Annotated in this window: 30 protein-coding genes; 20 read left to right on the top strand and 10 right to left on the bottom strand. The window is 44.4% G+C overall.

The genetic code is table 11. The features are described 5' to 3' along the window. Window position 1: 1 nt before the first annotated feature. The gene (locus tag AOC28_RS09005) at window positions 2–1255 is read right to left on the bottom strand and encodes a M48 family metallopeptidase (protein ID WP_072583646.1); all 1254 of its coding nucleotides are present in this window, start codon (window positions 1253–1255) and stop codon (window positions 2–4) included. Between the two features lie 15 nt (window positions 1256–1270). Between AOC28_RS09005 and orn the strand changes: the two genes are divergently transcribed. Further along, window positions 1271–1879: an oligoribonuclease gene (gene orn, locus AOC28_RS09000; RefSeq protein ID WP_072583645.1), complete on the top strand. Its 609-nt coding sequence runs from the start codon at window positions 1271–1273 to the stop codon at window positions 1877–1879. A gap of 56 nt (window positions 1880–1935) precedes the next feature. On the opposite strand, the gene mog is transcribed toward orn, so the two are convergent. Then, complete coding sequence (gene mog / locus AOC28_RS08995; RefSeq protein WP_072583644.1) at window positions 1936–2568, bottom strand: molybdopterin adenylyltransferase; 633 nt, start codon at window positions 2566–2568, stop codon at window positions 1936–1938. Window positions 2569–2594: 26 nt separating this feature from the next. On the opposite strand from mog, the gene pmbA reads away from it, so the two are divergent. The 4 genes from pmbA (at window position 2595) to AOC28_RS08975 (ending at window position 7285) form a co-directional block, all read left to right on the top strand. Further along, a complete protein-coding gene (gene pmbA / locus AOC28_RS08990) occupies window positions 2595–3941 on the top strand; it encodes a metalloprotease PmbA (protein WP_072583643.1) in 1347 nt (448 codons plus the stop codon). Window positions 3942–4015: 74 nt separating this feature from the next. After that, window positions 4016–5098, top strand: a complete 1083-nt coding sequence (dctP, locus tag AOC28_RS08985; protein ID WP_072583642.1) for a TRAP transporter substrate-binding protein DctP — start codon at window positions 4016–4018, stop codon at window positions 5096–5098. A gap of 114 nt (window positions 5099–5212) precedes the next feature. Beyond that, window positions 5213–6490: a divalent metal cation transporter gene (locus tag AOC28_RS08980; protein ID WP_072583641.1), complete on the top strand. Its 1278-nt coding sequence runs from the start codon at window positions 5213–5215 to the stop codon at window positions 6488–6490. Window positions 6491–6499: 9 nt separating this feature from the next. Next, the gene (locus tag AOC28_RS08975; protein WP_072583640.1) at window positions 6500–7285 is read left to right on the top strand and encodes a sulfite exporter TauE/SafE family protein; all 786 of its coding nucleotides are present in this window, start codon (window positions 6500–6502) and stop codon (window positions 7283–7285) included. Here the strand turns inward: AOC28_RS08975 and AOC28_RS08970 are convergent. Next, window positions 7278–7943: a dienelactone hydrolase family protein gene (locus tag AOC28_RS08970; protein WP_072583639.1), complete on the bottom strand. Its 666-nt coding sequence runs from the start codon at window positions 7941–7943 to the stop codon at window positions 7278–7280. The two genes, AOC28_RS08975 and AOC28_RS08970, sit on opposite strands and share 8 nt — an antisense overlap. Window positions 7944–8062: 119 nt before the next feature. Here AOC28_RS08970 and AOC28_RS08965 point away from each other — a divergent pair, with 119 nt between their 5' ends. The 3 genes from AOC28_RS08965 to AOC28_RS08955 all read left to right on the top strand — a co-directional run bounded on the left by AOC28_RS08965 (window position 8063) and on the right by AOC28_RS08955 (window position 9989). Further along, window positions 8063–9292 carry a dicarboxylate/amino acid:cation symporter gene (locus AOC28_RS08965; RefSeq protein WP_072583638.1) on the top strand — a complete coding sequence of 410 codons (1230 nt, stop codon included), beginning with the start codon at window positions 8063–8065 and terminating at the stop codon, window positions 9290–9292. A gap of 92 nt (window positions 9293–9384) precedes the next feature. Continuing rightward, complete coding sequence (locus AOC28_RS08960; RefSeq protein WP_072583637.1) at window positions 9385–9612, top strand: hypothetical protein; 228 nt, start codon at window positions 9385–9387, stop codon at window positions 9610–9612. After that, window positions 9612–9989 carry a hypothetical protein gene (locus AOC28_RS08955; protein ID WP_072583636.1) on the top strand — a complete coding sequence of 126 codons (378 nt, stop codon included), beginning with the start codon at window positions 9612–9614 and terminating at the stop codon, window positions 9987–9989. The genes AOC28_RS08960 and AOC28_RS08955 overlap by 1 nt, the downstream gene beginning before the upstream one ends. A 9-nt stretch (window positions 9990–9998) precedes the next feature. Here the strand turns inward: AOC28_RS08955 and AOC28_RS08950 are convergent, their stop codons facing one another. Both AOC28_RS08950 and AOC28_RS08945 read right to left on the bottom strand, forming a co-directional pair. Continuing rightward, on the bottom strand, window positions 9999–10217 hold the full coding sequence (locus tag AOC28_RS08950) for a hypothetical protein (protein WP_072583635.1): 219 nt from the start codon (window positions 10215–10217) through the stop codon (window positions 9999–10001). Window positions 10218–10395: 178 nt separating this feature from the next. Beyond that, entirely contained in the window at window positions 10396–10746 is a 351-nt protein-coding gene (locus AOC28_RS08945; RefSeq protein WP_072583634.1) for an HNH endonuclease signature motif containing protein, read from the bottom strand. A 41-nt stretch (window positions 10747–10787) separates the two neighbouring features. Here AOC28_RS08945 and AOC28_RS08940 point away from each other — a divergent pair, with 41 nt between their 5' ends. The 7 genes from AOC28_RS08940 to AOC28_RS08910 all read left to right on the top strand — a co-directional run bounded on the left by AOC28_RS08940 (window position 10788) and on the right by AOC28_RS08910 (window position 16098). After that, complete coding sequence (locus tag AOC28_RS08940) at window positions 10788–11057, top strand: TIGR03643 family protein (RefSeq protein ID WP_072583633.1); 270 nt, start codon at window positions 10788–10790, stop codon at window positions 11055–11057. After that, complete coding sequence (locus tag AOC28_RS08935; protein WP_072583632.1) at window positions 11054–12625, top strand: cryptochrome/photolyase family protein; 1572 nt, start codon at window positions 11054–11056, stop codon at window positions 12623–12625. The genes AOC28_RS08940 and AOC28_RS08935 overlap by 4 nt, the downstream gene beginning before the upstream one ends. A gap of 8 nt (window positions 12626–12633) precedes the next feature. Then, complete coding sequence (locus AOC28_RS08930) at window positions 12634–12786, top strand: DUF2256 domain-containing protein (RefSeq protein WP_072583631.1); 153 nt, start codon at window positions 12634–12636, stop codon at window positions 12784–12786. Window positions 12787–12896: 110 nt separating this feature from the next. Further along, the gene (locus AOC28_RS08925) at window positions 12897–13208 is read left to right on the top strand and encodes a hypothetical protein (protein ID WP_083564283.1); all 312 of its coding nucleotides are present in this window, start codon (window positions 12897–12899) and stop codon (window positions 13206–13208) included. Window positions 13209–13230: 22 nt separating this feature from the next. Then, window positions 13231–13839 carry a glutathione S-transferase gene (locus AOC28_RS08920; protein ID WP_072583629.1) on the top strand — a complete coding sequence of 203 codons (609 nt, stop codon included), beginning with the start codon at window positions 13231–13233 and terminating at the stop codon, window positions 13837–13839. A 119-nt stretch (window positions 13840–13958) separates the two neighbouring features. Beyond that, window positions 13959–15152, top strand: coding sequence for a CaiB/BaiF CoA-transferase family protein (locus tag AOC28_RS08915; RefSeq protein WP_072583628.1), 1194 nt, complete (start codon window positions 13959–13961; stop codon window positions 15150–15152). 10 nt (window positions 15153–15162) lie between these two features. After that, a complete protein-coding gene (locus AOC28_RS08910; RefSeq protein WP_072583740.1) occupies window positions 15163–16098 on the top strand; it encodes a hydroxymethylglutaryl-CoA lyase in 936 nt (311 codons plus the stop codon). Between the two features lie 46 nt (window positions 16099–16144). On the opposite strand, the gene AOC28_RS11600 is transcribed toward AOC28_RS08910, so the two are convergent. After that, complete coding sequence (locus tag AOC28_RS11600; RefSeq protein ID WP_255407150.1) at window positions 16145–16273, bottom strand: hypothetical protein; 129 nt, start codon at window positions 16271–16273, stop codon at window positions 16145–16147. Between the two features lie 261 nt (window positions 16274–16534). Between AOC28_RS11600 and AOC28_RS11405 the strand changes: the two genes are divergently transcribed. Continuing rightward, on the top strand, window positions 16535–16693 hold the full coding sequence (locus tag AOC28_RS11405; RefSeq protein ID WP_158009057.1) for a hypothetical protein: 159 nt from the start codon (window positions 16535–16537) through the stop codon (window positions 16691–16693). Between the two features lie 159 nt (window positions 16694–16852). Here AOC28_RS11405 and AOC28_RS08905 read toward each other — a convergent pair whose 3' ends face one another. Genes AOC28_RS08905 through AOC28_RS08895 form a run of 3 tightly spaced genes read right to left on the bottom strand, consistent with a single transcriptional unit; the run spans window position 16853 to window position 19937 of the window. Continuing rightward, a complete protein-coding gene (locus AOC28_RS08905) occupies window positions 16853–17557 on the bottom strand; it encodes an outer membrane beta-barrel protein (RefSeq protein WP_072583627.1) in 705 nt (234 codons plus the stop codon). Between the two features lie 25 nt (window positions 17558–17582). Next, complete coding sequence (locus AOC28_RS08900; RefSeq protein WP_072583626.1) at window positions 17583–19340, bottom strand: ATP-binding protein; 1758 nt, start codon at window positions 19338–19340, stop codon at window positions 17583–17585. A gap of 3 nt (window positions 19341–19343) precedes the next feature. After that, the gene (locus AOC28_RS08895; RefSeq protein ID WP_072583625.1) at window positions 19344–19937 is read right to left on the bottom strand and encodes a response regulator transcription factor; all 594 of its coding nucleotides are present in this window, start codon (window positions 19935–19937) and stop codon (window positions 19344–19346) included. Window positions 19938–20213: 276 nt separating this feature from the next. Here AOC28_RS08895 and AOC28_RS08890 point away from each other — a divergent pair, with 276 nt between their 5' ends. The 4 genes from AOC28_RS08890 to AOC28_RS08875 all read left to right on the top strand — a co-directional run bounded on the left by AOC28_RS08890 (window position 20214) and on the right by AOC28_RS08875 (window position 22775). Then, a complete protein-coding gene (locus tag AOC28_RS08890; RefSeq protein WP_072583624.1) occupies window positions 20214–20540 on the top strand; it encodes a hypothetical protein in 327 nt (108 codons plus the stop codon). 44 nt (window positions 20541–20584) lie between these two features. Further along, complete coding sequence (locus tag AOC28_RS08885) at window positions 20585–20926, top strand: helix-turn-helix domain-containing protein (protein WP_158009056.1); 342 nt, start codon at window positions 20585–20587, stop codon at window positions 20924–20926. Window positions 20927–21060: 134 nt separating this feature from the next. Then, window positions 21061–21462, top strand: coding sequence for a hypothetical protein (locus AOC28_RS08880; RefSeq protein WP_072583622.1), 402 nt, complete (start codon window positions 21061–21063; stop codon window positions 21460–21462). Further along, the gene (locus AOC28_RS08875; RefSeq protein WP_072583621.1) at window positions 21462–22775 is read left to right on the top strand and encodes a ClC family H(+)/Cl(-) exchange transporter; all 1314 of its coding nucleotides are present in this window, start codon (window positions 21462–21464) and stop codon (window positions 22773–22775) included. Before AOC28_RS08880 ends, AOC28_RS08875 begins: the two co-directional genes overlap by 1 nt. A 282-nt stretch (window positions 22776–23057) precedes the next feature. Here AOC28_RS08875 and AOC28_RS08870 read toward each other — a convergent pair whose 3' ends face one another. Beyond that, complete coding sequence (locus AOC28_RS08870; protein WP_083564286.1) at window positions 23058–23753, bottom strand: haloacid dehalogenase type II; 696 nt, start codon at window positions 23751–23753, stop codon at window positions 23058–23060. Between the last annotated feature and the right edge of the window lie 357 nt (window positions 23754–24110).

The following is a 24110-nucleotide window of genomic DNA, read 5'->3' as shown; positions in this document are numbered from 1 at the left end:
GTTATGAGCTAAACCGCTGTAAGTTGGCAATGCGCAAGGGCGCAGGCGGATGTGAGCTATAAAAAGCGGTATAGATCGGATCGGGAGTGAGGGTCGAGGCATTATCTTGATATAACTTCACTAGTGCCGCAATTAAATCTTTTGCGGAAGATTTCTCGGCAGCAAACCCGTCCGCTTCGTACTCGTGCTTGCGTGAGGCTAGGCTAGAAAGTGGCGTGAAGAAAAAGCTAAATACAGGTGAGACCAGCATAAAGAGTGCCAATGCGAGGCCACCGTTATAACCATTGAGGTTGGGCATCACGCCTAAGTCAGTGTAGAACCAGACTTTGGTGCTGATCCAACCCAATAGAGCAAACATCCCAAAGCTGAGAGCGAACGAGACCAAGAGACGTTTACGAATATGTTTGCATTTGAAATGGCCAAGCTCATGTGCGAGAACCGCCTCGACTTCGCCCGGATTAAGCTTTTCAATCAAGGTGTCAAAAAATACAATGCGCTTGGCTTTACCCATGCCGGCAAAGAATGCATTGCCGTGAGCGCTACGTTTACTGCCGTCCATCACAAACAGACCTTGGCTCGCAAAGTCGCAGCGTTTCAGTAGCGCTTCAATCTGTGTTTTTAAAGGACCATCTTCTAAGGCTTGAAACTTATTGAAAAGTGGTGCGATAAAAGTTGGGAAGATCCACTGCATGAGCAAGCTAAATGCTGTCAACACTGCCCATGCCCAAAGCCACCATAACTCACTAGCCTTAGACATTAAAGTCAGAATGACCCACAGTAGTGGAATGCCAATCGCGCCGCCCACTGCCATTCCTTTAAACATGTCCGTGAAGAATAGTTTTTTACCCATGCGGTTAAATCCAAAGCGTTCCTCTAAATGGAACTGCTTGTACCAGGAGAAAGGCATATCAATCACGCCAGAAATGATCACGACGGAAACCAGTAGAGCAATTTGTTGAGCAATGCCTTCGCCCAAAAATTGCAGTAATGCCATGTTCAGAATCTGTAGGCCACCCAATAAGGTGAAGCCAATTAAAATGATAGCGCTGACCCCATTCTCTAAAATACCAAGGCGTAATTTAGCGATGGTGTAGTCAGCTGCTTTTTGATGTTCAGCTAAAGTCACTTTTTCAGCGAAATCCGTGGGGACGGCATTACGATGCTGCGCCACATAGCGAATTTGACGTTGGGAAAGCCAGTGGCGTAAGCCAAAGCTAGCAATAAAGGCAATTAGAAAAATAATTGTGAATGTCATGAGATCATTATAGATATGAGCGAGCAAACTAACACTACAACCACAGCAGCAGTCACAGCGGCAACCAAGGCGGCGCCAGCGAATGAACACCTGATTTGGGTGGATATGGAGATGTCAGGCCTAAACCCGGAAACCGAACGGATTCTGGAAATTGCTATTATCGTGACAGATGCCCACCTCAATACTATTGCCACGGCCCCAGTCTGGGTAGTGCATCAGGAGGATGCCGTTTTGGATGCCATGGATGCCTGGAATAAAGGTACGCATGGGCGATCTGGTTTGATCGATAAAGTGAAGGCATCCACTCTAGATGAGGCAACGGCGGAGACAGAATGCATTGCCTTCTTAAAGAAATATATTAAAGCCGGTATCGCCCCAATGTGCGGCAATACGATTGGGCAAGACAGACGCTTTATGGCGAAATACATGCCGAAGTTAGAGGCTTACTTTCATTATCGAAACATTGATGTTTCTACTTTGAAAGAGCTTTGTAAGCGTTGGCATCCTGAGTTGGTGAAAGGCTTCACAAAGAACCAGGCGCATACAGCATTAGCAGACATAGAAGAGTCTATCGAAGAGCTAAAGTATTACCGTGAGAAATTTATTGTGCCGCTTCCTCAGTAGCCATCTCAAAAGAAAAGGTCCGCAATGCGGACCTTTTTATTGATGGTTGGAGCGAATCAAGCCCCAGTTTTCTTAAGAGCACTTTTTGGTCTAAAGATTTTAATGACTGTTTCGTTAGTTTCGATATACGGGCCGCCAATTAAATCAATACAGTAAGGCACCGCTGCAAAGATGCCGGGAACAATCGATTTACCGTTCTCGTCTTTCAGGCCTTCAAGCGTTTCTGCAATTGCCTTAGGTTGTCCGGGCAGGTTAATGACCAGTGCGGCATGACCATCAATTTCTCTGAGGACGGCTGTCTGTCTGGATAGAATAGCGGTCGGTACAAAGCTCAAGCTAATTTGACGCATTTGCTCACCAAACCCAGGCATCTCACGAGTACTAGCTTCACGAGTGGCCTCAGGGGTCACATCTCTTCTAGAGGGCCCAGTGCCACCTGTAGTAAGAACGAGGTCGCAACCTAGCTCATCTACAAGCTCAATGATCGACTCGGTAATGGCTTCCGACTCATCAGCAATGAGGCGCTCATGAAAAACACAGGGATTGCTAATGGCTTTAATGAGCCAGGTTTGTAGGGCGGGAATGCCTTCATCCTGGTAGACGCCTTTGCTAGCGCGATCCGAGATGGAGATGAGGCCAATTTTGACCTCATTAGGGCTGTTTCGTTTCAGGGCTTCTGTATGCTTCATGTTTCTATTCTAGCTATTATTAGGGTATGTTTACATATACATCCAACCAGTTTCAAGAAATCATCGATTTCATGCTCAAAGAGGCCAAAAGAAGGGGTGCCTCAGATGCCGTAGCGGAGGTTTCAGAGGGTCAGGGCCTCTCCGTTACTGTTCGTAAGGGTGAGGTTGAGACTATCGAGCAAAGTCTGGATAAGCAAGTGGGGGTCACCGTATTTTTGGGTCATCACCGCGGTAACGCCAGCACTAGCGATTTCTCAAAAGCATCATTAAAGGCAACGGTTGATGCTGCCTATCACATCGCACAACACACGGCAGAGGATTTGTGTGCAGGTCCTGCTGAGGCTGATCTCTTAGAAAAAAGTCCGCTGGATTTAGATTTGTTTCATCCATGGAATATTGATGCAGCTGCTGCAGTAGAAATCGCACGTAGTGCTGAGGGCGCGGCATTTTCAGTGAGCAAACAAATTAAAAATAGTGATGGCGCATCGGTATCCGCACACCATGCGCATTTCATGATGGGAACGTCGCATGGATTTATGGGCGGCTATCCTTTTTCTCGTCACTATATTTCTTGTGCGCCAATCGCTAGCGAAGGTGGCAAGAAAGCTCACATGCAACGTGACGATTGGTACTCCAGCTCCCGCATTCCTGAGGAGTTGGCCGATCCTGCCGCAATCGGAACGTATGCAGCTCAGCGGGCCCTGTCGCGTCTCAAGGCCAGATCTTTGACAACTCGACGTTGCCCGGTGATCTTTGAAGCGCCTCTCGCTGCGGGATTATTGGGAGGTCTAGTACAAGCTGTTTCAGGCGGCGCTTTGTATCGCCGCTCCAGCTTTCTACTCGACAGTTTGGGTAAGCAAGTGTTGCCCAAACATATCAGCTTGTTTGAAGATCCACATCTGAAGTCAATGACTGGTAGTGCACCTTTTGACGAAGAGGGCGTCAAAACTTCTGCTAGAACAGTGGTAGATAAAGGAATACTCGAAGGTTATTTTTTATCGACTTATTCTGCTCGCAAGTTGGGCATGAAAACCACCGGTAATGCTGGTGGGTCACATCACCTGACTTTACAAAGTAAGAAAACGCCTAAGGGTGGCTTGCCTGCACTATTAAAAGAAATGGGAACCGGTTTATTGGTGACAGAATTAATGGGGCAGGGCGTCAATTACGTGACGGGTGATTATTCTCGCGGTGCATTTGGCTACTGGGTTGAAAATGGAGTTATTCAATACCCTGTTGAAGAGGTTACCATCGCTGGCAATCTACGCGATATGCTGATGGATATTCAGTTGATTGGGAGCGATACCCTCATTCGTGGCACCAAAGAAACGGGATCGATTTTGCTGGGCTCAATGACGGTTGGTGGAAAATAAATCAAGACAATCAATGCGGACTCTAAAAATAGTATCAATATAAAACTTCATTATTTTTAAAAGGGGTGACGGAAATGCAAAGACGTTCATTTTTAAAGAAAGCCACTATTGGTGCCGGAGTTGCTGCCTTAGCAGCGCCATCGCTTGCACAAAGTTTGCCAACTCTGAACTGGCGTTTGGTTTCGAGCTTCCCTAAATCATTAGATACTTTATTTGGTACGCCTGAAGTATTTGCTAACGCTTTGCGTAAAGCTACTGACGGAAAATTTAACGTCAAGGTATTTGCAGCTGGTGAAGTCGTTCCAGCTCTTCAGGTATTGGATGCCGTACAAAACGGCACCGTAGAGTGTGGACATACCGCAAGTTATTACTACCTAGGTAAAAATAGTGCTTTCATCTTCGATACTGCTGCACCATTTGGTTTAACTGCTCGCCAACAATCTGCTTGGATGCTGCATGGTAATGGCATGAAGTTAATGCGCGAACTCTATGCCAGCTACAACATTGTGAATTTCTTAGGCGGTCAAACTGGTACACAAATGGGTGGCTGGTTTCGCAAAGAAATTAAATCACCAGAAGACCTAAAGGGTTTGAAATTCCGCATCGCTGGATTTGCAGGGCAGGTACTTGCAAAACTCGGTGTAGTGCCACAGCAGCTTCCAGCTGGTGAGATTTATTCGGCGCTGGAAAAGGGCACGATTGACGCTGCAGAATTTGTTGGACCCTATGATGATGAAAAGCTAGGCCTAGCAAAGGTTGCCAAGAATTACTACTACCCAGCTTTCTGGGAGGGTGCCGCTGGACTTTCTTTCTTGGTCAATAAAAAGCAGTGGGATTCTTTGCCGCCTGCCTATCAAGCAGCATGGGAGGCAGCTTGTTTCGAAGCGCATACCGATATGTGCGCAAAGTACGATGCGCTTAATCCACCTGCATTGCAACGCCTCCTGCAAAACGGTGCCGTACTTCGTAAGTTCAATACTTCTATCCTAGATGCGTGCTTTAAAGCAAGTCAAGAAACCTATGCAGAGGAGTCTGCCAAGAATCCGCAATTCAAAAAGATTTTTGAGGACTACCGTGCATTTAGAAACATGGAAGCGCAGTGGTTTAATGTGGCTGAGCAAGCATTTGCTCAATATAGTTTTAGTAAGAAACTTTGATAGTTAAATCAATCAGCATAAGGGCTCTGTATGAGCCCTTATCTTTTGAGCCGATCCTCCCGAATATCCTATTAAAGACTACACTCAAAGGATGATCTTCTCACCGAAACCCATATGAATCTCTCGGAAATCTGGGTCCGCATTAAGCAACATCCTTTATCTCGGGTAGGTCCGGGATTGGTGACGGGTGTAGCGGATGATGATCCAAGTGGGATCGTCACTTATTCTCAAGCGGGTGCGCAATTTGGTTTAAATATGCTTTGGACAATGCCCTTTGCATATCCTTTGATGTCGACAATTCAAGTCTTATGCGCTCGTATCGGTAGGGTGACTGGCCGTGGTTTATCTGCCAATATTAAGTTGGCTTTTCCGCCAGTTGTATTGGTTTCTCTAGTGTTGCTGCTATTGATTGCAAATGTTCTCAATATCGCTGCAGATATTGCTGCGATGGGTGAGGTAGCACAGTTGGTTACGGGTATTAATTGGCATATCATGACCGGCCTCTTTGTATTGTTGACTTTGGTTTTGCAGATACTGATTCCTTATCGCCACTATGTTTTCTTTTTGAAGTGGTTATCACTTTCTCTACTGGCGTATGGTGCCGTCCTTTTTACGGTGCATATTTCTTGGGGCGATGTCATCTGGAGCACCTTCTTTCCTCAGTTGACTTGGAGTGCAGATTCGGCTGCAGTGGTGGTCGGGATCTTTGGCACCACCATTAGCCCTTATTTATTTTTTTGGCAATCTTCTCAGGAGGTCGAGGATATGAACTTGCGTGGTCAGCCCAGTCTGCTTGAACAGAAAAATCCCGAGGTGATCACTTCAGAACTCAGAAGAATTCATTGGGATACGTGGAGCGGTATGCTGTACTCCAATGTGGCTGCGTACTGCATTATTCTCGCTACGGCAGTGACTCTCTATGCTGCTGGTATACGTGACATCAATACTGCTGCTCAAGCTGCATCAGCACTGAGACCTCTCGCCGGCGAGTTTACCTTTCTGCTTTTTGCGCTGGGGATCTTGGGCGTCGGGCTGATGGGAGTGCCTGTTCTTGCTGGCTCGGCTGCCTATGCTTTGTCAGAGGTATTTGGCTGGCGCTCTAGCTTGGAGGATAGCGCTGCTCAAGCAAGCAAGTTTTACGCCATCATTGCTCTGAGCGTGTTGATTGCTCTGGCGATTCAATACTCACCCATTAGCCCTATGAAGGCCTTATTTTGGAGTGCGGTAATCAATGGAATCGTCGCTGTACCACTCATGGTGGCCATTATGGTTTTGTCATCAAAACAGTCAGTGATGGGGGCTCATGTCGCCTCTTTGAGTATGAGGATTTTCGGATGGCTAGCCACAGGCTTTATGGCTGTAGCCGCTGCCTACCTATTCATAGCTTGGTAAAATCGCTGGATGCTTGATTTACTCTTTACCTCCTTGGTGCAATCTTTCAACGCACACTCACTTGCTTTTTTTGTATGTGCAGTCATCAGCGTCACCATTCTAGGTATATCTAAAAGCGGCTTTGGGGCCGGGCTTGGCACCCTCTCACTACCTTTGATGGCTAGCCAGGCTCCAATTAATGAAGCTTTAGCAATTATGTTGCCACTCTTAATTGTGATTGATTTAGTGGGTTTGCGTCGATACATTCAGAATGCGAACTGGGACATTCTGAAGATTGTTATTCCGCCAGCCATAGCAGGTCTTCTGTTGGGAATGATTTTCTTTACTGCCATCACGCCTCAGGTATTAACTCTGTCGATTGGTATTTTTACCCTACTCTTTTTGATTCAGAATCTTGCCATGTCACGCATGGATTTAAAGGAGACTAAGTCTTATCCTTGGCTTGGGCGCGTAATGGGCTTAACGTCTGGCTTCACTTCTTTTGTAGCGCATATTGGTGGGCCGCCGATAACGGTGTATATGCTCAGAGAAAAACTTTTGCCGATGGTGTACACCTCGACCCTAGGAGTCTTTTTCACGATCATTAATTTTGGGAAGCTAGGCCCTTACGCCTATTTGAATCTGCTGAACTTCCAGCAGCTGGCAACTTCCATCATCTTGTTACCTTGCGCACCAGTAGGTGTCTACTTTGGCTTTTACTTAGCCAAAAGAATCTCAATGAAATGGTATTACCGAACAGTGAGATTCTTTTTGTTGATTGCCAGCATCAAGTTAATAGCGGATGGGCTTATTTAGCCGCCAATACTTCTTGCAAGAAGCGCGAGATATCCATGAGCTCTTCATGATTAACGGAGTGTTCCATGGGGTATTCATTCCAATCTACTGGATAACTCATTTGTTCTAGTAAGGCATGCGATGCTTGGGCGCGATCAAGAGCAACTACGGGATCGTAAGTACCATGTGCCATAAAGACCGGTGTCTTAGCATTGGCAGTATGCTTTTCAATATTGGCAGTCATTGCTAAGGGTAGGTAGCCTGATAGGGCAATAATGCCAGCAAGCTTGTGTGGAAAGCGTAAGCCAATATGCAAGGCCATTGCGCACCCTTGAGAAAAGCCAGCCAAAACAATCTTGTCATAGGCAATCCCGCGCTCAGCCTCATTTTCGATTAACTGAACAATCGCTGCTGCTGATTTTTGAATGCCTGCCGCATCTTCTTGATCCATCAGGTTTCTGCCAATGATGTCATACCAGGCTGGCATAACGTAACCGCCATTGACGGTGACGGGCATGCTTGGGGCGCTCGGAAATACAAAGCGAACGCCAGGGCATCCAGCTAGCTTTAATTCAGGAATGATGGGTACAAAATCATTGCCGTCGGCTCCAAGACCATGCAACCAGATAACGGCAGCTGTTGGATTTGGGCTGGTTTCCAATTCGATGCAGGGCAGCATATTTATCTTCCATGAAGTATGTTCAATCACTCATTATCAACTTTTTCAGTCTTGATTGATGCCTAGCGGGCCTAAAGGTAGGTAGAATCTTTCTGTTCCCCTCATTAATTAGGCCATCCATGAACTCTAAAAAGCTAACTCACTTTATTCTAGGGGCGATGGTCTTGGGTGTCTTGGTTGGCTACCTCGTCAACTTATACGGTGCAGGAACTTCTTTCCCCGATCAGTACGTCCTTTACATTTCAATCTTGACGGATGTCTTTTTGCGTTTGATCAAGATGATCATCGCTCCCTTGGTATTTGCCACCTTGGTTGTTGGTATAGCCAAAATGGGTGATGCCTCGACTATCGGTAGAGTGGGTTTAAAAACCTTCTCTTGGTTTATTTCCATGTCGCTGGTTTCTTTATTGTTGGGCTTGGTCATGGTCAATATTCTGCATCCGGGTATTGGCGTGGAATTAACTCTGCCGGAGATTGCAGCCAATACTGGATTAAATAAAGCGAGCCTTAATTTTCCAGATTTTGTGAGACATATTTTCCCGGTCAGCATCTTTGATGCGATGGCTAAAAATGAGATCTTACAGATCGTAGTTTTTGCTGTTTTCTTTGGTGTTGGCGCAGCAGGCATGGGGGCTAGAGCAGATGAGTTCATTCGTAATCTGGATATGCTCTCCCACATCATGCTCAAGATTACGACTGCAGTAATGAAGATGGCTCCTATCGCAGTCTTCTCGGCAGTTTCATCCGTCATTGCGGAAAATGGTGTCAGCATATTGATGACCTACGGAAAATTCATGCTGAGTTTTTATGCTGCTATTTTCACCTTGTGGATCGTCATCATTCTGATTAGTTCCTTGGTATTAAAAAATCGCACATGGGCTTTAGTGAAGATGTTGCGTGAACCGGCTTTACTTGCGTTTACAACTGCGAGTTCAGAAGCAGCTTATCCAATGACTCTAGAGAGAGTGGAGCGTTTTGGCTGTAAAAACAATATTGCTTCTTTTGTTTTGCCGGTGGGATATTCCTTTAACTTAGATGGGTCGATGATGTATTGCACATTTGCTGCCATCTTTATTGCGCAGGTCTACGGTATTGAGATGGAGCTCAGCCAGCAGCTCTTGATGTTGCTAGTGTTAATGATCACCTCAAAGGGGATAGCAGGTGTACCGCGAGCCTCATTGGTAGTTATTGCCGCAACCCTATCCCAATTTAACTTGCCAGAAGCAGGCGTCCTATTGATCCTTGGGGTAGATCACTTCTTGGATATGGCGCGTTCAGCAACCAATGTATTGGGTAATGGCTTGGCAACGGCCGTTATCTCTAAATGGGAAGGTGAGCTTGAGGGCTAGTTAAATACCTTTAAATGAATCCCACTTTAATAAAGCACAGGTGTAAGATGGTTTTATTAACTTGATCTAGTTATAAAAAAAGGGGGACTCAAATGAAACCGTTTTATATCGACTACCCCCAAGAGAAGATTGAAGAGCATCAGCATGCTTATCGCTGCCTTCATTGCAAAATTCCCACCACCATCATTTTTGGTTTGCTAGAGAATCATGCTGAGGATTGCGATTACCGAATCCATCAAAGTAAATGGACTCGGCTAGCAGTAAAGCCCCGACCTCAAAAGACGCATTTTGACGAACCCCATGTTGACGAGGTAGATTGATGAAAACATATCCGATTGCTCTGGAATTAACTGTTTGGGAAGATTTAGGGCTTAATCAATACGAGGTGACGATTGACGAGGTCTCTAAGATTTCTATTAAGCGCACAGATGATGTGCTGCGTACCCGAGAGTTAACGGGTAACGAAGTGAGTACATTAATTGCTGCGATCGAGTCTTTACGCGTTCCTGTGAGTGATGAGCCTAAAGGAGTTGAGGGCAATAAGGTGTCTACCAGTTATGAGCTGATTGTCGAGTCTGCCCATTTCTCCTTGGAGTTCAACTGGGAGGATGTTGATACTAGTGGCGTTAATTCCAAAGCATTTGAATCTGTTTCTGCAATGACGGCGGTAGTAGTAAGTCTGGATTTATCCCGCTGAAATCCGATCTCAAGCCTCCATCACAATAAATTCGCCTAGCGAGATTCTTTCTCTAAATTGCGAGAAGGAAAAAAGGGCTTTTATTTTCCGTGTATTGATCACCTCAATCTTCCCATCAGGGGTGAGGTTGGCAAGATAATCCCCCTCAGGAAAGAGGGCCTCAGGAATGCTTTCGGTCTCGAGTATTTGGGCCGGCAATACCAGGCTCTTTGTAATTTTTATACGCATAACGTATCTTAGGTTTTAATAATTAGAACGATATTTAGGTTTGCACAAGCTCGAAAACTCATGCACCAAAGAGGGGTTTTTATTGAAATCTCTTCGACAGCCTTTTAAGAAAAGGTTCTTGAGTCGCTAATAAGTCTATTAGACTCTTTAATGCACTTAAATAGGGCAAGGTAAATACTTAACTAGAGCCTTTCAAGCGCGTGCTCTTGCGGGTTTTTTCATAAAAAGAATTGGGCTTGCCTTTTACCCATTGAATAAATTTCTTCATCTCCGGGTGTTCTCTTAGGATCTGGGCATGATGGTATTGCTGGTCTAACTCGGATTCGGTAAACAAGGCATGTATTTGCTTGTGGCAAATACGATGAAGGTATTCGGTTGTCTTCCCGCCCTTAGATTTGGGGATGAGGTGGTGGGCATCCTTCTGGGAATCTGGGATGGGTCGATCACAGATAGGGCAAATGATTGCCACCGGCTTTTGTATGGCCGGAATCTCTTGAGAAATCAGTTTTTGACGAATTTTTCCAATCATGGGCTCAAGCTAGTTTATTGAATAAGTCTTAAACTTGCAGAGTGCCAAAACCAGCCCCCAAGACCCTCGCAGAACCCGATTTATCTCGCCTCATTGAAATGGCCTGGGAGGATCGCACGCCATTTGATGCCATTGAGAAAACCTTTGGCCTAGGTGAGCCTCAGGTGATAGCCATTATGCGTAAAGAGCTGAAACGGAGCTCCTTTGAGCTTTGGCGCAAGCGGGTAACTGGAAGAGCCACAAAACATAGCGCCTTGCGCAGTGAAGATGTGACTCGAGCCTATTGCCCCACTCAATACAAAAATAAATGAAGCGGCAAATCAAGCAGCAAATCAAGCAGCAAGCCACGGAGCCTAAACGCTTAGTTCTGATTTTAGGGGATCAGCTCGATTTGCAGAGCGCCGCATTACGAGACTTTGATCCTCTAGTAGATGAAATCATCATGATTGAGTCGGCTAATGAGGCTCAGTATGTTTGGTCGCACAAAGCCAAAATTGCTTTATTTCTCTCGGCAATGCGTCACTTTGCAGTTGAGCTGAAAAAGCTGGAATACACGCTGACTTACGTTCAAGGCTCTCATCTGCCTATTGTCGAGGTTCTCAAAGAGCATATTCTGCAAAAGAAGATAAAGCATTTAGTTTGTATTGAACCTGGTGAATGGCGTCTCAAGCAGGCGATTGAGGCATTAGCAAAAGAACTCAATATTGAGCTGGTAATGCTTGAGGATGAGCATTTCTATTGCTCGCGACAAGAGTTTGTGGAGTGGACGGCAAACAAGAAAGAACTCCGGCTGGAGTACTTTTACCGCCTAATGCGTAAGAAGCACCAGGTATTAATAGACGCTGAAGGTAACCCCGAGGGTGGTCAGTGGAACTTCGATCAAGATAATCGCAAGCCCTATCCGAAAAAGGGACCTGGCATCATCGATGCCCCTGCGGCGTTTGAAGTAGATGTGATTACCAAGGAAGTATTGGCATTCGTTACAAAGACTTACCCAGATCATCCTGGATCTCTGGAGTCATTTAACTGGCCCGTTACCAGAAGCCAGGCTCTCCAAGCTCTGGAGTATTTTGTCGAATTCCGCCTCAGAAATTTTGGTGTGTATCAAGATGCTATGTGGACGGATACCCCCTTTGGATGGCACTCTATTTTGTCGAGCGCATTAAACCTAAAGCTAGTAAATCCTCGTGAGGTGATTGATGCGGTCATCATTGCTTGGAAAAAGTATGCCTTGGATCTATCAACAATCGAGGGTTTCATTCGACAAATATTAGGCTGGCGAGAATTTGTCCGGGGCATGTATTACCTTGACATGCCAAAAATGGCACAAGATAACTACTATCAACATCAGCGCCCATTACCCAAATGGTATTGGACTGGGCAGACCCAGATGGCTTGTATGCAAGATGCTATTGGTCAAACACTGCAATATGGTTATGCGCACCATATTCAGCGTTTAATGGTGACCGGAAACTTTGCACTTCTAGCTGAAATTCTGCCTCAAGAAGTGTGTGACTGGTATCTAGCAATTTACGTAGATGCGATTGAGTGGGTGGAGTTACCTAATACGGCTGGGATGGCCTTATTTGCGAATGGCGGACGGTTTACCAGTAAGCCTTATATCGCCAGTGGCGCATACATCAGACGCATGAGCAATTATTGTGGCTCATGTAAATACAAGCCTGAGATACGCTATGGGGAAGAGGCATGCCCCGTCACAACTTTGTATTGGAACTTTTTGATCAAGCATCGTGCTCAATTTGAAGCGAGCCCACGTACTAAGTTAATGACGGCCAACCTCAAAAGAATTAGTGATGAAGATCAAAAAGAAATTGTGCTGCATGCCCAAAAGATTCTGAATCAGCTCGACGCGCTATAAAAACACTCATGAAGATAACGTTTAAGGGAAACAAAAGCGCTCTCCCAAGTAAGATTTGTGTTGCCTGCAAAAAAGAAATGACCTGGAGAAAATCCTGGGCCAAAAATTGGGAATCGGTCAAATACTGCTCTGATGCTTGTAGGAAGAAAAAACTCCCTTAAGACCTGCCTATTAATGCTTACAAAAGTATTTAATTTGATAGCGTCAACCCACCTTAAAGCTGATCCGTTATGTAAGAAAAGGCTTAATGCCTTTATGAATGGGGGTCTATATGAAAAAAATACTAATATGCCTGCTTACAGGTGTCATGCTTGCAGGGGTGGCCAGCTCAGCCAGTGCTCATGGTGGTAGGGGTTGGTATGGTGGATATGGCGGTTGGCGTGGCGGCTGGGCGCCTTTTGCGGTTGGTGCTGTGGCTGGAGTGGCTGTTGCCAATGCGTACTACAGACCTCCGCGCGTTTATTACGCCCCGCAATATGTTTATCCACCGCAACCACAAGCTGCTGCCTATTGCCCTGAAAATGGACTGTACTATCCACAGACACAGGCCTGTCCAAGTGGCTGGCAACGAGTGGCATATTAAATGCTAGGAGTAAAGTGCTTGCATGACACCCACTTTGTATTCTTATCGAAGATGTCCCTATGCCATGCGAGCCCGCATGGCATTGAAGTATGCGGGTATTCAGGTTGAACACCGAGAGATTGAGTTACGCAATAAACCGCAATCGATGTTGCAACTCTCTCCCAAGGGAACGGTCCCTGTTTTACGGATGGATAATCTCGTAATAGATCAAAGCCTGGATATCTTGCACTGGGCATTGCAACAGTCTGACCCGCATGGGTGGAAAGAGGTTGATGAGTCTATTGCCAATTCTTGGATTGAAAAAAATGATGGCCCATTTAAGACTCTATTGGATCAATACAAATACCCTAATCGATTCCCAGAGCTAGATCCAGAAGCAGTTCTCGATGAAGTATTGCAAGTCATGTTGATTCCTATGGAGCAGGTGCTGCAAAACTTCCAATACCTAATGGGGGGTAGATTAACTTGGGTGGATGTGGCCATCTTCCCATTTATTAGGCAGTTTTCAATGGTTGACTCCAAGAGGTTTGAGCAACTCCCTATACCCGCAGTCAAAAAATGGCTCAATCAGCAGCTTGAATCTGATTTATTCGATTCAGTGATGCAAAAACATCCCACCTGGAAAGATTGAGTAACACCCACCTTAAAAAGAGCTGTGTTTTAGGCTAAGAAAATGGACTTTTATTAGATCAATTGCTGATTGATTTAAAGTACCCACTTAGGGCACAAAAGCATATTTCAGGGGATTTGATGGAGCCATTATCAAAGTTAAAAGTCGTGGAGATGGGGCAGCTCATCGCCGGGCCATTTGCTGCTAAGACCTTGGCTGATTTTGGTGCGGATGTTATCAAGATCGAACCACCCAAAGAGGGCGATGCATTGCGCAAGTGGCGCCTTCTTAAAGATGGCACTTCAGTCTGGTGGCAAGTGCAGTCACGCAATAAGAAATCACTTTCCCTGGATTTAAGAAAATCAGAAGCTCAAGATATTGTCAGGACACTGGTAAAAGAGGCGGATGTATTAATCGAAAACTTTCGTCCTGGAACATTGGAGGGCTGGGGTCTTGATCCAGAAAAATTACTTCAACTCAATCCCAAGTTAATTGTTCTTCGTATCAGCGGTTATGGTCAGACTGGTCCATACAGAGATAAACCAGGATTTGGTGTGGTTGCGGAAGCTATGGGCGGTTTGCGACATCTCACTGCTGAACCTGGCAGAGTACCGGTGCGCGTTGGTATCAGCATCGGTGACACTTTAGCGTCTTTGCATGGTGTGATTGGTATCTTGCTAGCTCTGCAAGAACGCCATAACAGTGGCAAGGGTCAGATTATTGATATTGCATTGTATGAGGCAGTCTTTAATTGCATGGAAAGCCTGTTGCCTGAATACAGCGCATTTGGTGAGGTGCGCCAAGCGGCTGGTAGCGCTTTGCCTGGTATTGCCCCAACCAATGCCTACCAGTGCGCTGATGGCGGCTATGTATTGGTTGCTGGCAATGGTGATAGCATCTTCAAGCGCCTGATGACAGTGATTGGGCGCGAAGATTTAGGCAATGACCCCCAGCTGGAAACCAATGATGGTCGCGTCAAACGAGTGGCTGAGCTTGATCAAGCTATCGGTGAGTGGGCTAAAACAGTGAGTACTACCAAAGCTTTGGAAGCACTGGATTCTGTATCTGTACCAGCTGGAAAAATTTATACCGTTGCTGATATCGCAAGCGATCCACACTACAAAGCCCGTGAAAATATTCAAACGATCCAGATGCAAGATGGCACGAAGTTGGATGTACCGGGCGTGATTCCGAAGTTATCGCGTACACCGGGATCCATTAAGACTCTTGCGCCTGATATTGGACAAAATACCGATGAAATACTCAAAAGCATTGGTTTGAGTGATGATCAGGTCGCCTCTTTAAAAGAGCGCGGCATTGCATTTACTAAATAAAGATAAAACCATGACCAGAATTTATTTCAATGACGTCGTAATGCGGGATGGCTTTCAGATTGAGCCCAACTTTGTACCAACGGACGATAAGGTAAAGCTGGTTGATGCGCTCAGTGAGTGTGGCTTTGCCAAAATTGAGGTGACCTCATTTACTTCTCCCAAAGCTATTCCGATGCTACGAGATGCTGAGGAAGTGATGGGGCGCATTAAGCGCGTACCTGGAGTGGAGTACACCGTCTTAGTCCCCAATTTAAGAGGTGCCGAGCGCGCCCTGGAATCTAAGGCCGATGAATTTAATCTCGTGATGTCCACTTCAGAGACTCATAACTTAGCCAACCTACGAATGGGTCGAGAAAAGAGCTTTGCTGGATTGGCTGAAGTAATTAAGTATGTTGATGGCAGAACGCCTATTAATGTTTCCTTCTCCACCAGTTTTGGCTGCCCCATGGAAGGGGAGGTTTCTCAAGTGGTGGTTGAAGGATTTACAAAACGTTTTGCAGACCTCGGTGTAAGAGGTGTAACAATCTGCGACACCACGGGCATGGCAAATCCTGATCAAGTAAAGAGAATGTGCGACTCATTGCAGAAGCAATTCTCAAATCTACAACTGACATTGCACTTCCACAACACCAGAGGCATGGGCTTAGCCAATGTCTTAGCTGCAGTACAGTCTGGTATTGTTCGCTTTGATGGTTCGCTAGGTGGCCTGGGCGGATGCCCATACGCGCCTGGAGCTAGCGGCAATATATCTAGTGAGGATGCGATCCATATGCTTGATGCGATGGGTTATGACACCGGTATGAATATTCCTAAGTTAATACAACTAGCAAGAGAACTACCAAAGATTGTGGGGCACGAGGTTCCCGGGCAAGTGGCAAAGGCCGGCACTACCAACGTATTGCATTCTGAGCCTAGTTATGTAGATGAATTACGCCGCGCTCAATAAATAAGAAATAATCTGGTTGGCCTATCATTTGCTTGAATGAGGTGGGTTAAGCTAAAGCGGTTAAGTTCATATCAACAGTCTTGACTTGATTCGCTGACACCATTTCTTGCTGAGCACTTTTCTGAGTTGTTAATTCAAGAATTCTAGTTAACTCATGATGGCGAGGGTGATTCATGATTCTGATTATATTTAGCGTCTGACTAGGCTCTTTTTTTGCATGCATTTGGCATTCCTTTCATTGATGACTAAATGATGATTCATCATAAGATGCCAAAATAATTGCGATATAAAACTTTAGTTCTAAATGCTTTGTTTCTTGCCTAATACTTTTGTTCTAGGGTGACCAATTTTGAATAATTTATAGAGATTCTTCGATTAAGATCTCGCTGGCTAAAAAGAATTAGCTTTAATAATTTATTTACAAAAGGGCATTACAGTGAAAAAACTTAGTACAAATTTAGTTGTAGCAGTTGTGGCATTCTTTTTTGGTCTTGCAAGCGCATCAGCGCTAAGTCGGATTGATTCTGATGATGTTCTAAAGATATCGATAGGCAAGACGGATGCGCTGGGTAAGGTTTGCGCGCATCAAGACTAGTACTTTAGTTCTAGCGCTAGTGAATTATTGATCTGGATCAAGATTCCTCTTAACGATTGCTTTTATAAAAGAGTTCCAGTAGCTATTCAAATTTCCATGACGGTTTTTTGAATATTGATAACCACCCTTCGGGGTGGTTTTTTTTCAGTTAGTTTGGCTCTAGAAGTGGTAGCCAACTCCAAAGATAATGTCATAACCAGTGGCATCGGCAGTCGATTTTACGGTGGCGCCGCTATCTGTAAGTACGGTGATTGCCTTTGCTCGATTCACGGCGTAGTTGCCTTCACCAAAGGCATAAATTGATCCTGTGATGAATTGCTTATAGCCAATACCATAAACCGTTCCATTTACTCGGTTAGATTGCTGGGGGTAGTTTCCAGGCGAATTAGCATTGATAGTTGATCCTGCGTAACCTATCTTTGCATAGACTAAGCGTGTTTCATTAATCACATACCCTGGGATTAGGGAGAGGCTAAAGGTGTTGGAAACATCGTACGTGCCGGTTTTCACTGATGCCCCCGCAGGTGTAGTTGTTACCAGAGTTGAGCTAGCAGATCTAGAATGTCCTGGGTATAGTGCTGCACCAATACCCAGTAAGTAGTTTTTACCGATATCAAAGTTATAGCCAATGCCGATATTTGCCGCAGGACCATTAGCATGGTTTGCCGTTGAGGTATTGGGGTAGGTGACACCGCCCGCTGTAGTTGTTCCGCCTATTCCTTTGGGGATATAGCTCTCATATCCAATTAAACCTACTTGTCCGTAGGCGCCTTCCCAAGGGTTTGTTTTGGATTGGGCATGCGCATTCCCTAAGCACAATAGAGGGGCTATGAATGCGATGAGACTGTATTGGATAAATTTCATTTGATATCTTCTATTTTCTTATGAATTATTTGGTTAAAAGTAATTTAATGGCATTAACAATATCGCTATATCCAATTGGCTTATAGAGCACTTCAATATCAAGCTCCTTGAAGAGTTGAATATGCTGCGGTGATGTATCGGCTGTAATGATGATGGCTGGTATATCTACGCCAAAACTGTCTCTCAGTTGTTGAATAATCAAATCGCCCGTCGTAGTTTCAAGGCGGTAGTCACTCAGGATGCAATCAATATGATTAATGTTTGCTAGCTGTTTCATTAAGTCTTGGCTGTTTTCAGGCAACGAGAGAACGGCAAAGCCATTCTGGGTTAAGGCTTGCTTGTAGGCCTCAAAAATAGTGTGATCATCTTCGAATACGGCGATGGTTTTGGTTTCCCAGAGCGACTCTTGAGGATTCTGGTGATCATGCAGTATATTTTGAGTGGAGGATTCCGCACCATCATGCATGGCTAGAGCTAAATATTGAGTTTGCAGTGTGAATGTAGTGCCAACGCCCGGGGTAGATTTAACGGCGAGCTCAGTACCCGATATCTTGCAAAGCCTTTTAACAATAGATAGGCCCAGACCTAGACCATCGTGCATATTTCTGGTGCTGTCTACTCTAAAAAATTCATCAAATATTTTATCTAGTAGAGCTGGTTCAATTCCGCAGCCTGTATCTTCAATCAAAATATGAAGATGATCATTTTGGGGGGATAGCTTGATGGATATTGTTCCAGAAGCTGTGTATTGGATGGCGTTGGAGATTAAATTTCCGAGCAGCTGTTGCAATAGCAGCTTATCTCCATTAATCCCCATATTCATAAAATCAAACTGCAGAACTAAATTCTTATTTTTTGCAATGGGGGTGTAGGTATTAGATAAAAATCCCGCAAGTTCTATTAGTTCGAATGACTTTTCAAGGTTGTCCGAGCTATTTGCATCCAGCTTACTTAAATCTAGTAGCGACTTAAACATCGAGTTTAAGGTTTGAATGCTTTTTCTGATTTGTAGGAAGTTAATTTTTTCTTTTTGGCTTAGCTTGTTTGGCTCAAACAAATCAAGATAAATATTGACGGCATGAAGAGGTTGTCGTAAATCGTGACTAGCAGTAGCAATAAATTTTGATTTAGCAATATTTGCAGCGATTGCAACATTACGCTCAGATTCAAGTTCCTTATTTAGGGTCTGATTTTGAATTTGTAGGCTAACTGTTTTGACCCATGATTTAGAAAAATATGAGGCCATCTTGACAGCATATAAAGAAAACGCAAATTCACCCATCAGAATGGGCCACGGAAACATAAACGGAGGAATGAGGGAGATGATGAATTGGCCAATAAAGATCGGTGCTGCAAAGCATAAGAATGTTGATCGATGAATTGAGTAGCCATAAAGCCCAACAAAGACTGCTGTTGAACTCATGAGGAGATAAAGACATTGCAGGTTAAATGGCAATGTTGGTGTAACTATGAGCCATCCAAGACCCCAGCATGCTGTCACAGAAAAAACACCCACATTTAAGTTGAGAATCTTACGTTTCGTTGATTGGCTTTGGTCTTTATTTTTGACAAAGACCATGTAGGCTCTGAATCCTACGCAGATGAACATAGAGATCAGCCAAATTAGAATCGCTGTTAAATCAGCCTCCTGAAAAACTAAGATTCCAGTGAGTAAAGGGCCGATGATCGTACCGGCAGTATTCGTTTTTGAAGCCGTCTCAAGAAACTGGTACTTTTCTTCTAGTAGTAGCTCGTCGTTGTTTTGAATGGAGAAGGCATCCATGTCCTAGACCCATCCATTTTCTTTGGCTTTGATGACTGCCTGAGTGCGATTAAATACTTTAATTTTCTTAAAGATATCGCCTAAATGGATCTTTACAGTCTGCTCGCTAATATTCAGGGAGTAGGCGATCATCTTATTTGAGTCACCATTAGAAATATGGGTCAGTATTTGTTTTTGTCGATCGGTAAGCGGCTCCAGCTTAGAATTTTCAGAGCTTAAGCCCATTAAATTACAAAGGCTTTCATAGATGTATGAGGTATCGCTGCTTTTAGGTATGAAGATACTGCAGCCCGCTTCGAGACATTCTTTTTCTAAGTTTTCCTCTTCAAGACCAGAAATGGCTGCAATTGCAACCACCTCATCCAGCTTTTTGAATTCTTTGATACCAAAGAGCTGATTTTCAGAGTCTGGAATAAGAAGATCTAAGAGGATGATCCAACTGGATTTTTGGGAGCGGACAATTTGCAAGCCTTCTGTGATGGAATTTGCAGAAAAGACCTGATTGCCTGATGAGAAAAATTTGCGGGTTAAAAACTGGTGAAGTGCATCCCGATAAACCGGATGATCGTCAACGATTAACAATGAAACAGAATGCATGGCGACCCTTATTCTTGGCCTATTTGGGGTGTGTTTTTATCTAGAATGATTGTGACATCTATTATCTTTCTATTTCTAGTACTTTAGCTCTATATAAACACTTGACCAAGATCAATAATCTTTTGCTAGACCCTGATTGGCTCGCTAATTTAAGGGTTTTCCTGAGATTTAAGTTGCGGGTAATTGTGTCAATTGAGTGACTAGAGCTAAAGTGCTATGGCTAAGAGATAGTGGCGCCCTTAGGATGGTCCAAGTTCAATTTTTCGGAGATCCACCATGCTATCAACTTCTATTTTTGGTCGCCACCAGCTCGTTGCTATGTTGATGCTGGTATTGCTCGTATTTGGTTCTGTGGCGATTGCCGCAACGAACATCCAATTGAGCGGGGATGACGCTGTTCGCGCTAATCCAAATAATCCGCATCAAATTCCTGAGTATTTGAATCCGAAGTCTGAAAGCCTGTCCAAAGAAATCCGACTCATTAAATATGAAGCGAGAGAAGAGGTGGCAGAGGTAGGGGAGTCGATGCATGTCGTTGCTATGCGCGATTTTCATGGCCAATCACAACCTATCTTGGATTTCACCACTGGCACATCAAACTAGTTCAAGAGTCTAGATCTTCGTTCTGAATGTTTGGGGATAAATATATGGAAATCTCTCTTTACTTGCCGATTTTTGAAGCTCTTGGTCACGAGACTAGATTTAAGGTATTCATGTCCATCTATCGTTCCGGAAAAGCCGGGGTTAGACCAAAGGAAATCATTGATAGATTTGGAGTGGACTCAGGGACGCTGGATTTTCATTTAAAGAGGCTTGCGGCTGTAGGGTTGATTGTTCTAAAGTTTGGCTGCCAAAGAGGAATTTATTGTGCCAATGAGAACATTCCGCCTGAGCTAGCCCAACTCTTTGCTTCGGGACTCAGTACTAATGAGCTGTTTACGGATAATCCTGCGACTGTGGCTCTGCCTGCAGCAGAGCGCCTTCATTAAGGGCCACTTAGCCCAAAGATTGATATAGCTAAAATACAAAAGCCACCCTCGGGTGGCTTTTGTATTTCTAGTAGACTGAGTGTAACTATTCGCATCAAATTTTCATTTCTAAACAGTCGCCAAAAGATAAAACTATGAATCGCTTAACCACTCTATTTTTTATGGCTGCAGTAGTCGCCCCATTGCAAGCCTATGCCGATCCTCATTTTTACCAGTGCCAAGTGATGAGCGATGCCTACATTAAGGCGGATGGTTCTCTAGATGTATTGCGAGATAGCCCAAGGGTCGGGGAGAAGTTTACTGTGATAAAGGGTACCGGTGAGGTGATTGGGGACGTAATGGATGCTCTTAATAATCCTAAAGTATTTCCGTCAATTGGTGGGAAAAATTCCTACAAAGTAATTTGGGAGCAGAAGGCTGAAGGTAGTGGCGGAGCCTTTGTTGATTATTTGAATATCGATGAGTTTGTAAAAGGAAAAAAGAAGCCATTTGGTTTCTTTTCAGGAAGCCTGCTTTTGACCGGGCTTTGTGAATAATGAATAGCATTCAATCAGAAGATTTACCTGATTCGCCATTCGACACTCTTAAGGTGTTGTTGGTGGCTGCCTTTGCAGGGGCTTTGGTGGGCATAGTGGGCGGCACATTTAGAGCTGCACTAAATTTCATCACTATTCACTTTCTTTCATTTATTGCCTATTTGCATACCATCGATACAGGATGGTTCATTTCTGGATTTATCGTAGTGGGGTTCATCACTAGCTCCTGTGTAGGAATAGCTCGCATGTTGGTTCAGTTAGAGCCTTCGACAATCGGTAGTGGTATTCAGCATGTAGAGGCAGTCATGCACGGGGCAGCTAAACCTAGTAGGTTTAGGGCCTTACCAATTAAATTTTTTGGCGGCTTGTTATCCATTGGATCTGGAATGGCTTTGGGCAGGGAGGGGCCAACGGTTCAGATGGCTGCCATTATTGGCTCCGAATGTGGAAAATTATTCCGCCATAAAGTGGTTGAGCAATCACTTTTATATACCGCTGTAGCTGGCGCAGGATTGTCAGTGGCTTTTAATGCGCCACTATCGGGAATTGCATTCTCATTTGAGGAGATATCTAAAAAAATCTCCATTAAAAGACTCATGGTGTCTATTGCTGCAGTAGCTTCAGGTGTCATTGTGTTTCGAGCTTACTTCGGAAATTCAATTGAATTTGTAGTTGGTGACCTGTTGCCAGATTCTGGCTTTAGTCTGTATTGCTATGGTGTATTTGCAGTGCTATTGAGTTTCATAGCCACTCTGTATAGTCGAACGATTATTGGCGCCTTAAATATTACCGATTCATTTTCTGGCATTTCTCCGGTGAACAAAGCGCTCATCATTGGTTTTGGGGTGGGGTCACTGGCTTATTTTTATCCAAATCTAGTGGGTGGAGGAGATTTACAAGTTCAATCCATCTTGAGTAAAGGCTATTTCTTGCTGCCCCTCATGCTCTTGATACTTGGCCGTTTCTTTCTGGGGCCTATTAGTTATTCCACAGGAGTGCCAGGCGGAATATTTTCACCAATCCTGTTGATGGGCTCTGGTATTGGCGTGTTATTTGTACTTGCAATGAACCCAATATTGAGCCATCTTGCACTCGGTCAACTTGATCCCATTGCCTTTGCATTAGTGGGAATGGCGGCATTTTTTACAGTAGTCGTTAGAGCGCCCCTTACCGGAATTTTGCTCGCAATAGAGATGAGTGGCAAAGTTAGCTTAATTATTCCCCTGCTGATTACTAGTGTGATTTGCTCCATCATCCCTGTCTTGCTAAAACAAGAACCTATTTATGATGCATTAATGGATAGAACTAAATAAAACTCAGCTGTCATCTCTTTGAAGTCTATTGAAGGGTTTTATTGAGTAACTGAGCCAGTCGTTCACCTGCAAGTTTAAGTCTAGCTTCTAGAATTGGGGTGTAGTGATTGATGCACCGCTGATCCACTAGGCGTGCTGGATAAAAGCTATTTTGGATGGGCAATATTGCAGGACTCAGTAGCCGCATTGAGTGGTTCTATATTGAAGTAATCCCCGGGTTGGGTCTTATTGGATGAATATGCGATTGAGCGACTGCCTGATACCTGTTGCAATAATTTGGGATTAGCAATTCAATTGTGTTGCAAGGTCCATAAGATCTTCGGCGTGGTAAGTGGTAAATTCTTCACGATGCAAATCTTGCCTTGAGAAGTTAGGGCCAAACTCTAGTGGTCTTTCAATGAAAGCTGTTTGAAGTCCACAGGCATTTGCTGACAGAAGATCATCTTTGTGAGCCGCCACAAGCATCACCTGTTCGGGGAGGACATTGAAAATCTCCGCGACACCTAAATAAGTTTCTGGATCAGGCTTGTAGTGACGAAATACTTCAGCTGAAAGAATTAAGTCCCAAGGAAGTCCTGCATTCTTGGCCATATCTGCAAGCAGGCCAAGATTTCCATTAGATAAGGTAACGATAGTAAATTTACCTTTTAATCTTGTCAGCCCTTCGACTGTATCTAGCCAGGGATTGAGGCGATGCCAAACTAGATTAAATTCATGTATTTGTGATTCGGACAGCGAGGTAATGTTGAATGTCTTCAATATGTCATCAAGAATCATACGATGTAAATCATCAATCTTTGTCCATGGCAGAGTTCCAGAGCGCACCTTAGCCATTGCTGGTTTATAACCATTACGCCATGCTGCAGCGAATTCATTGGGATCAACTGGCAGGCTGAGTCTTTTGGCTTCAGCCGCGATTGATCCATGCCAGTCAACTACTGTTCCAAAGACATCAAAGGCTAGTATTTTTGGGTCCATACTCATTTTTAAAGTTCTTTTTGGGTTGATATTTAGCGGAAAGGAACGCCTGTTATTGGATATTAGCGGAACTCCAAAGAAAAAGTCCCCGAACCTTCATTTGGAGCTTGATATTACTGGTGGGTCCGGCGATATTTGAACTTGCGACCAACGGATTGCCAAGGCACTTTTACCTTTATCTATGGCTGTTTTAAAGGGTGATCTGTAAATAAATAATCTTTTATAGCGAAAGTAGAGTAAAATACACTTAGCGATTTTCAAGCTAATAGTGTTGTTGTACTATTAATTAATACCGCAGTTCTGCGATAGTTCTTCTTAGCATCTCCCCCGCCATTCTTGACTTTCGCCTCATTTGGG

Source organism: Polynucleobacter sp. MWH-Adler-W8 (assembly GCF_001889925.1).
Taxonomy (GTDB): domain Bacteria; phylum Pseudomonadota; class Gammaproteobacteria; order Burkholderiales; family Burkholderiaceae; genus Polynucleobacter.
This window is presented reverse-complemented; position numbering and strand designations above follow the sequence as displayed.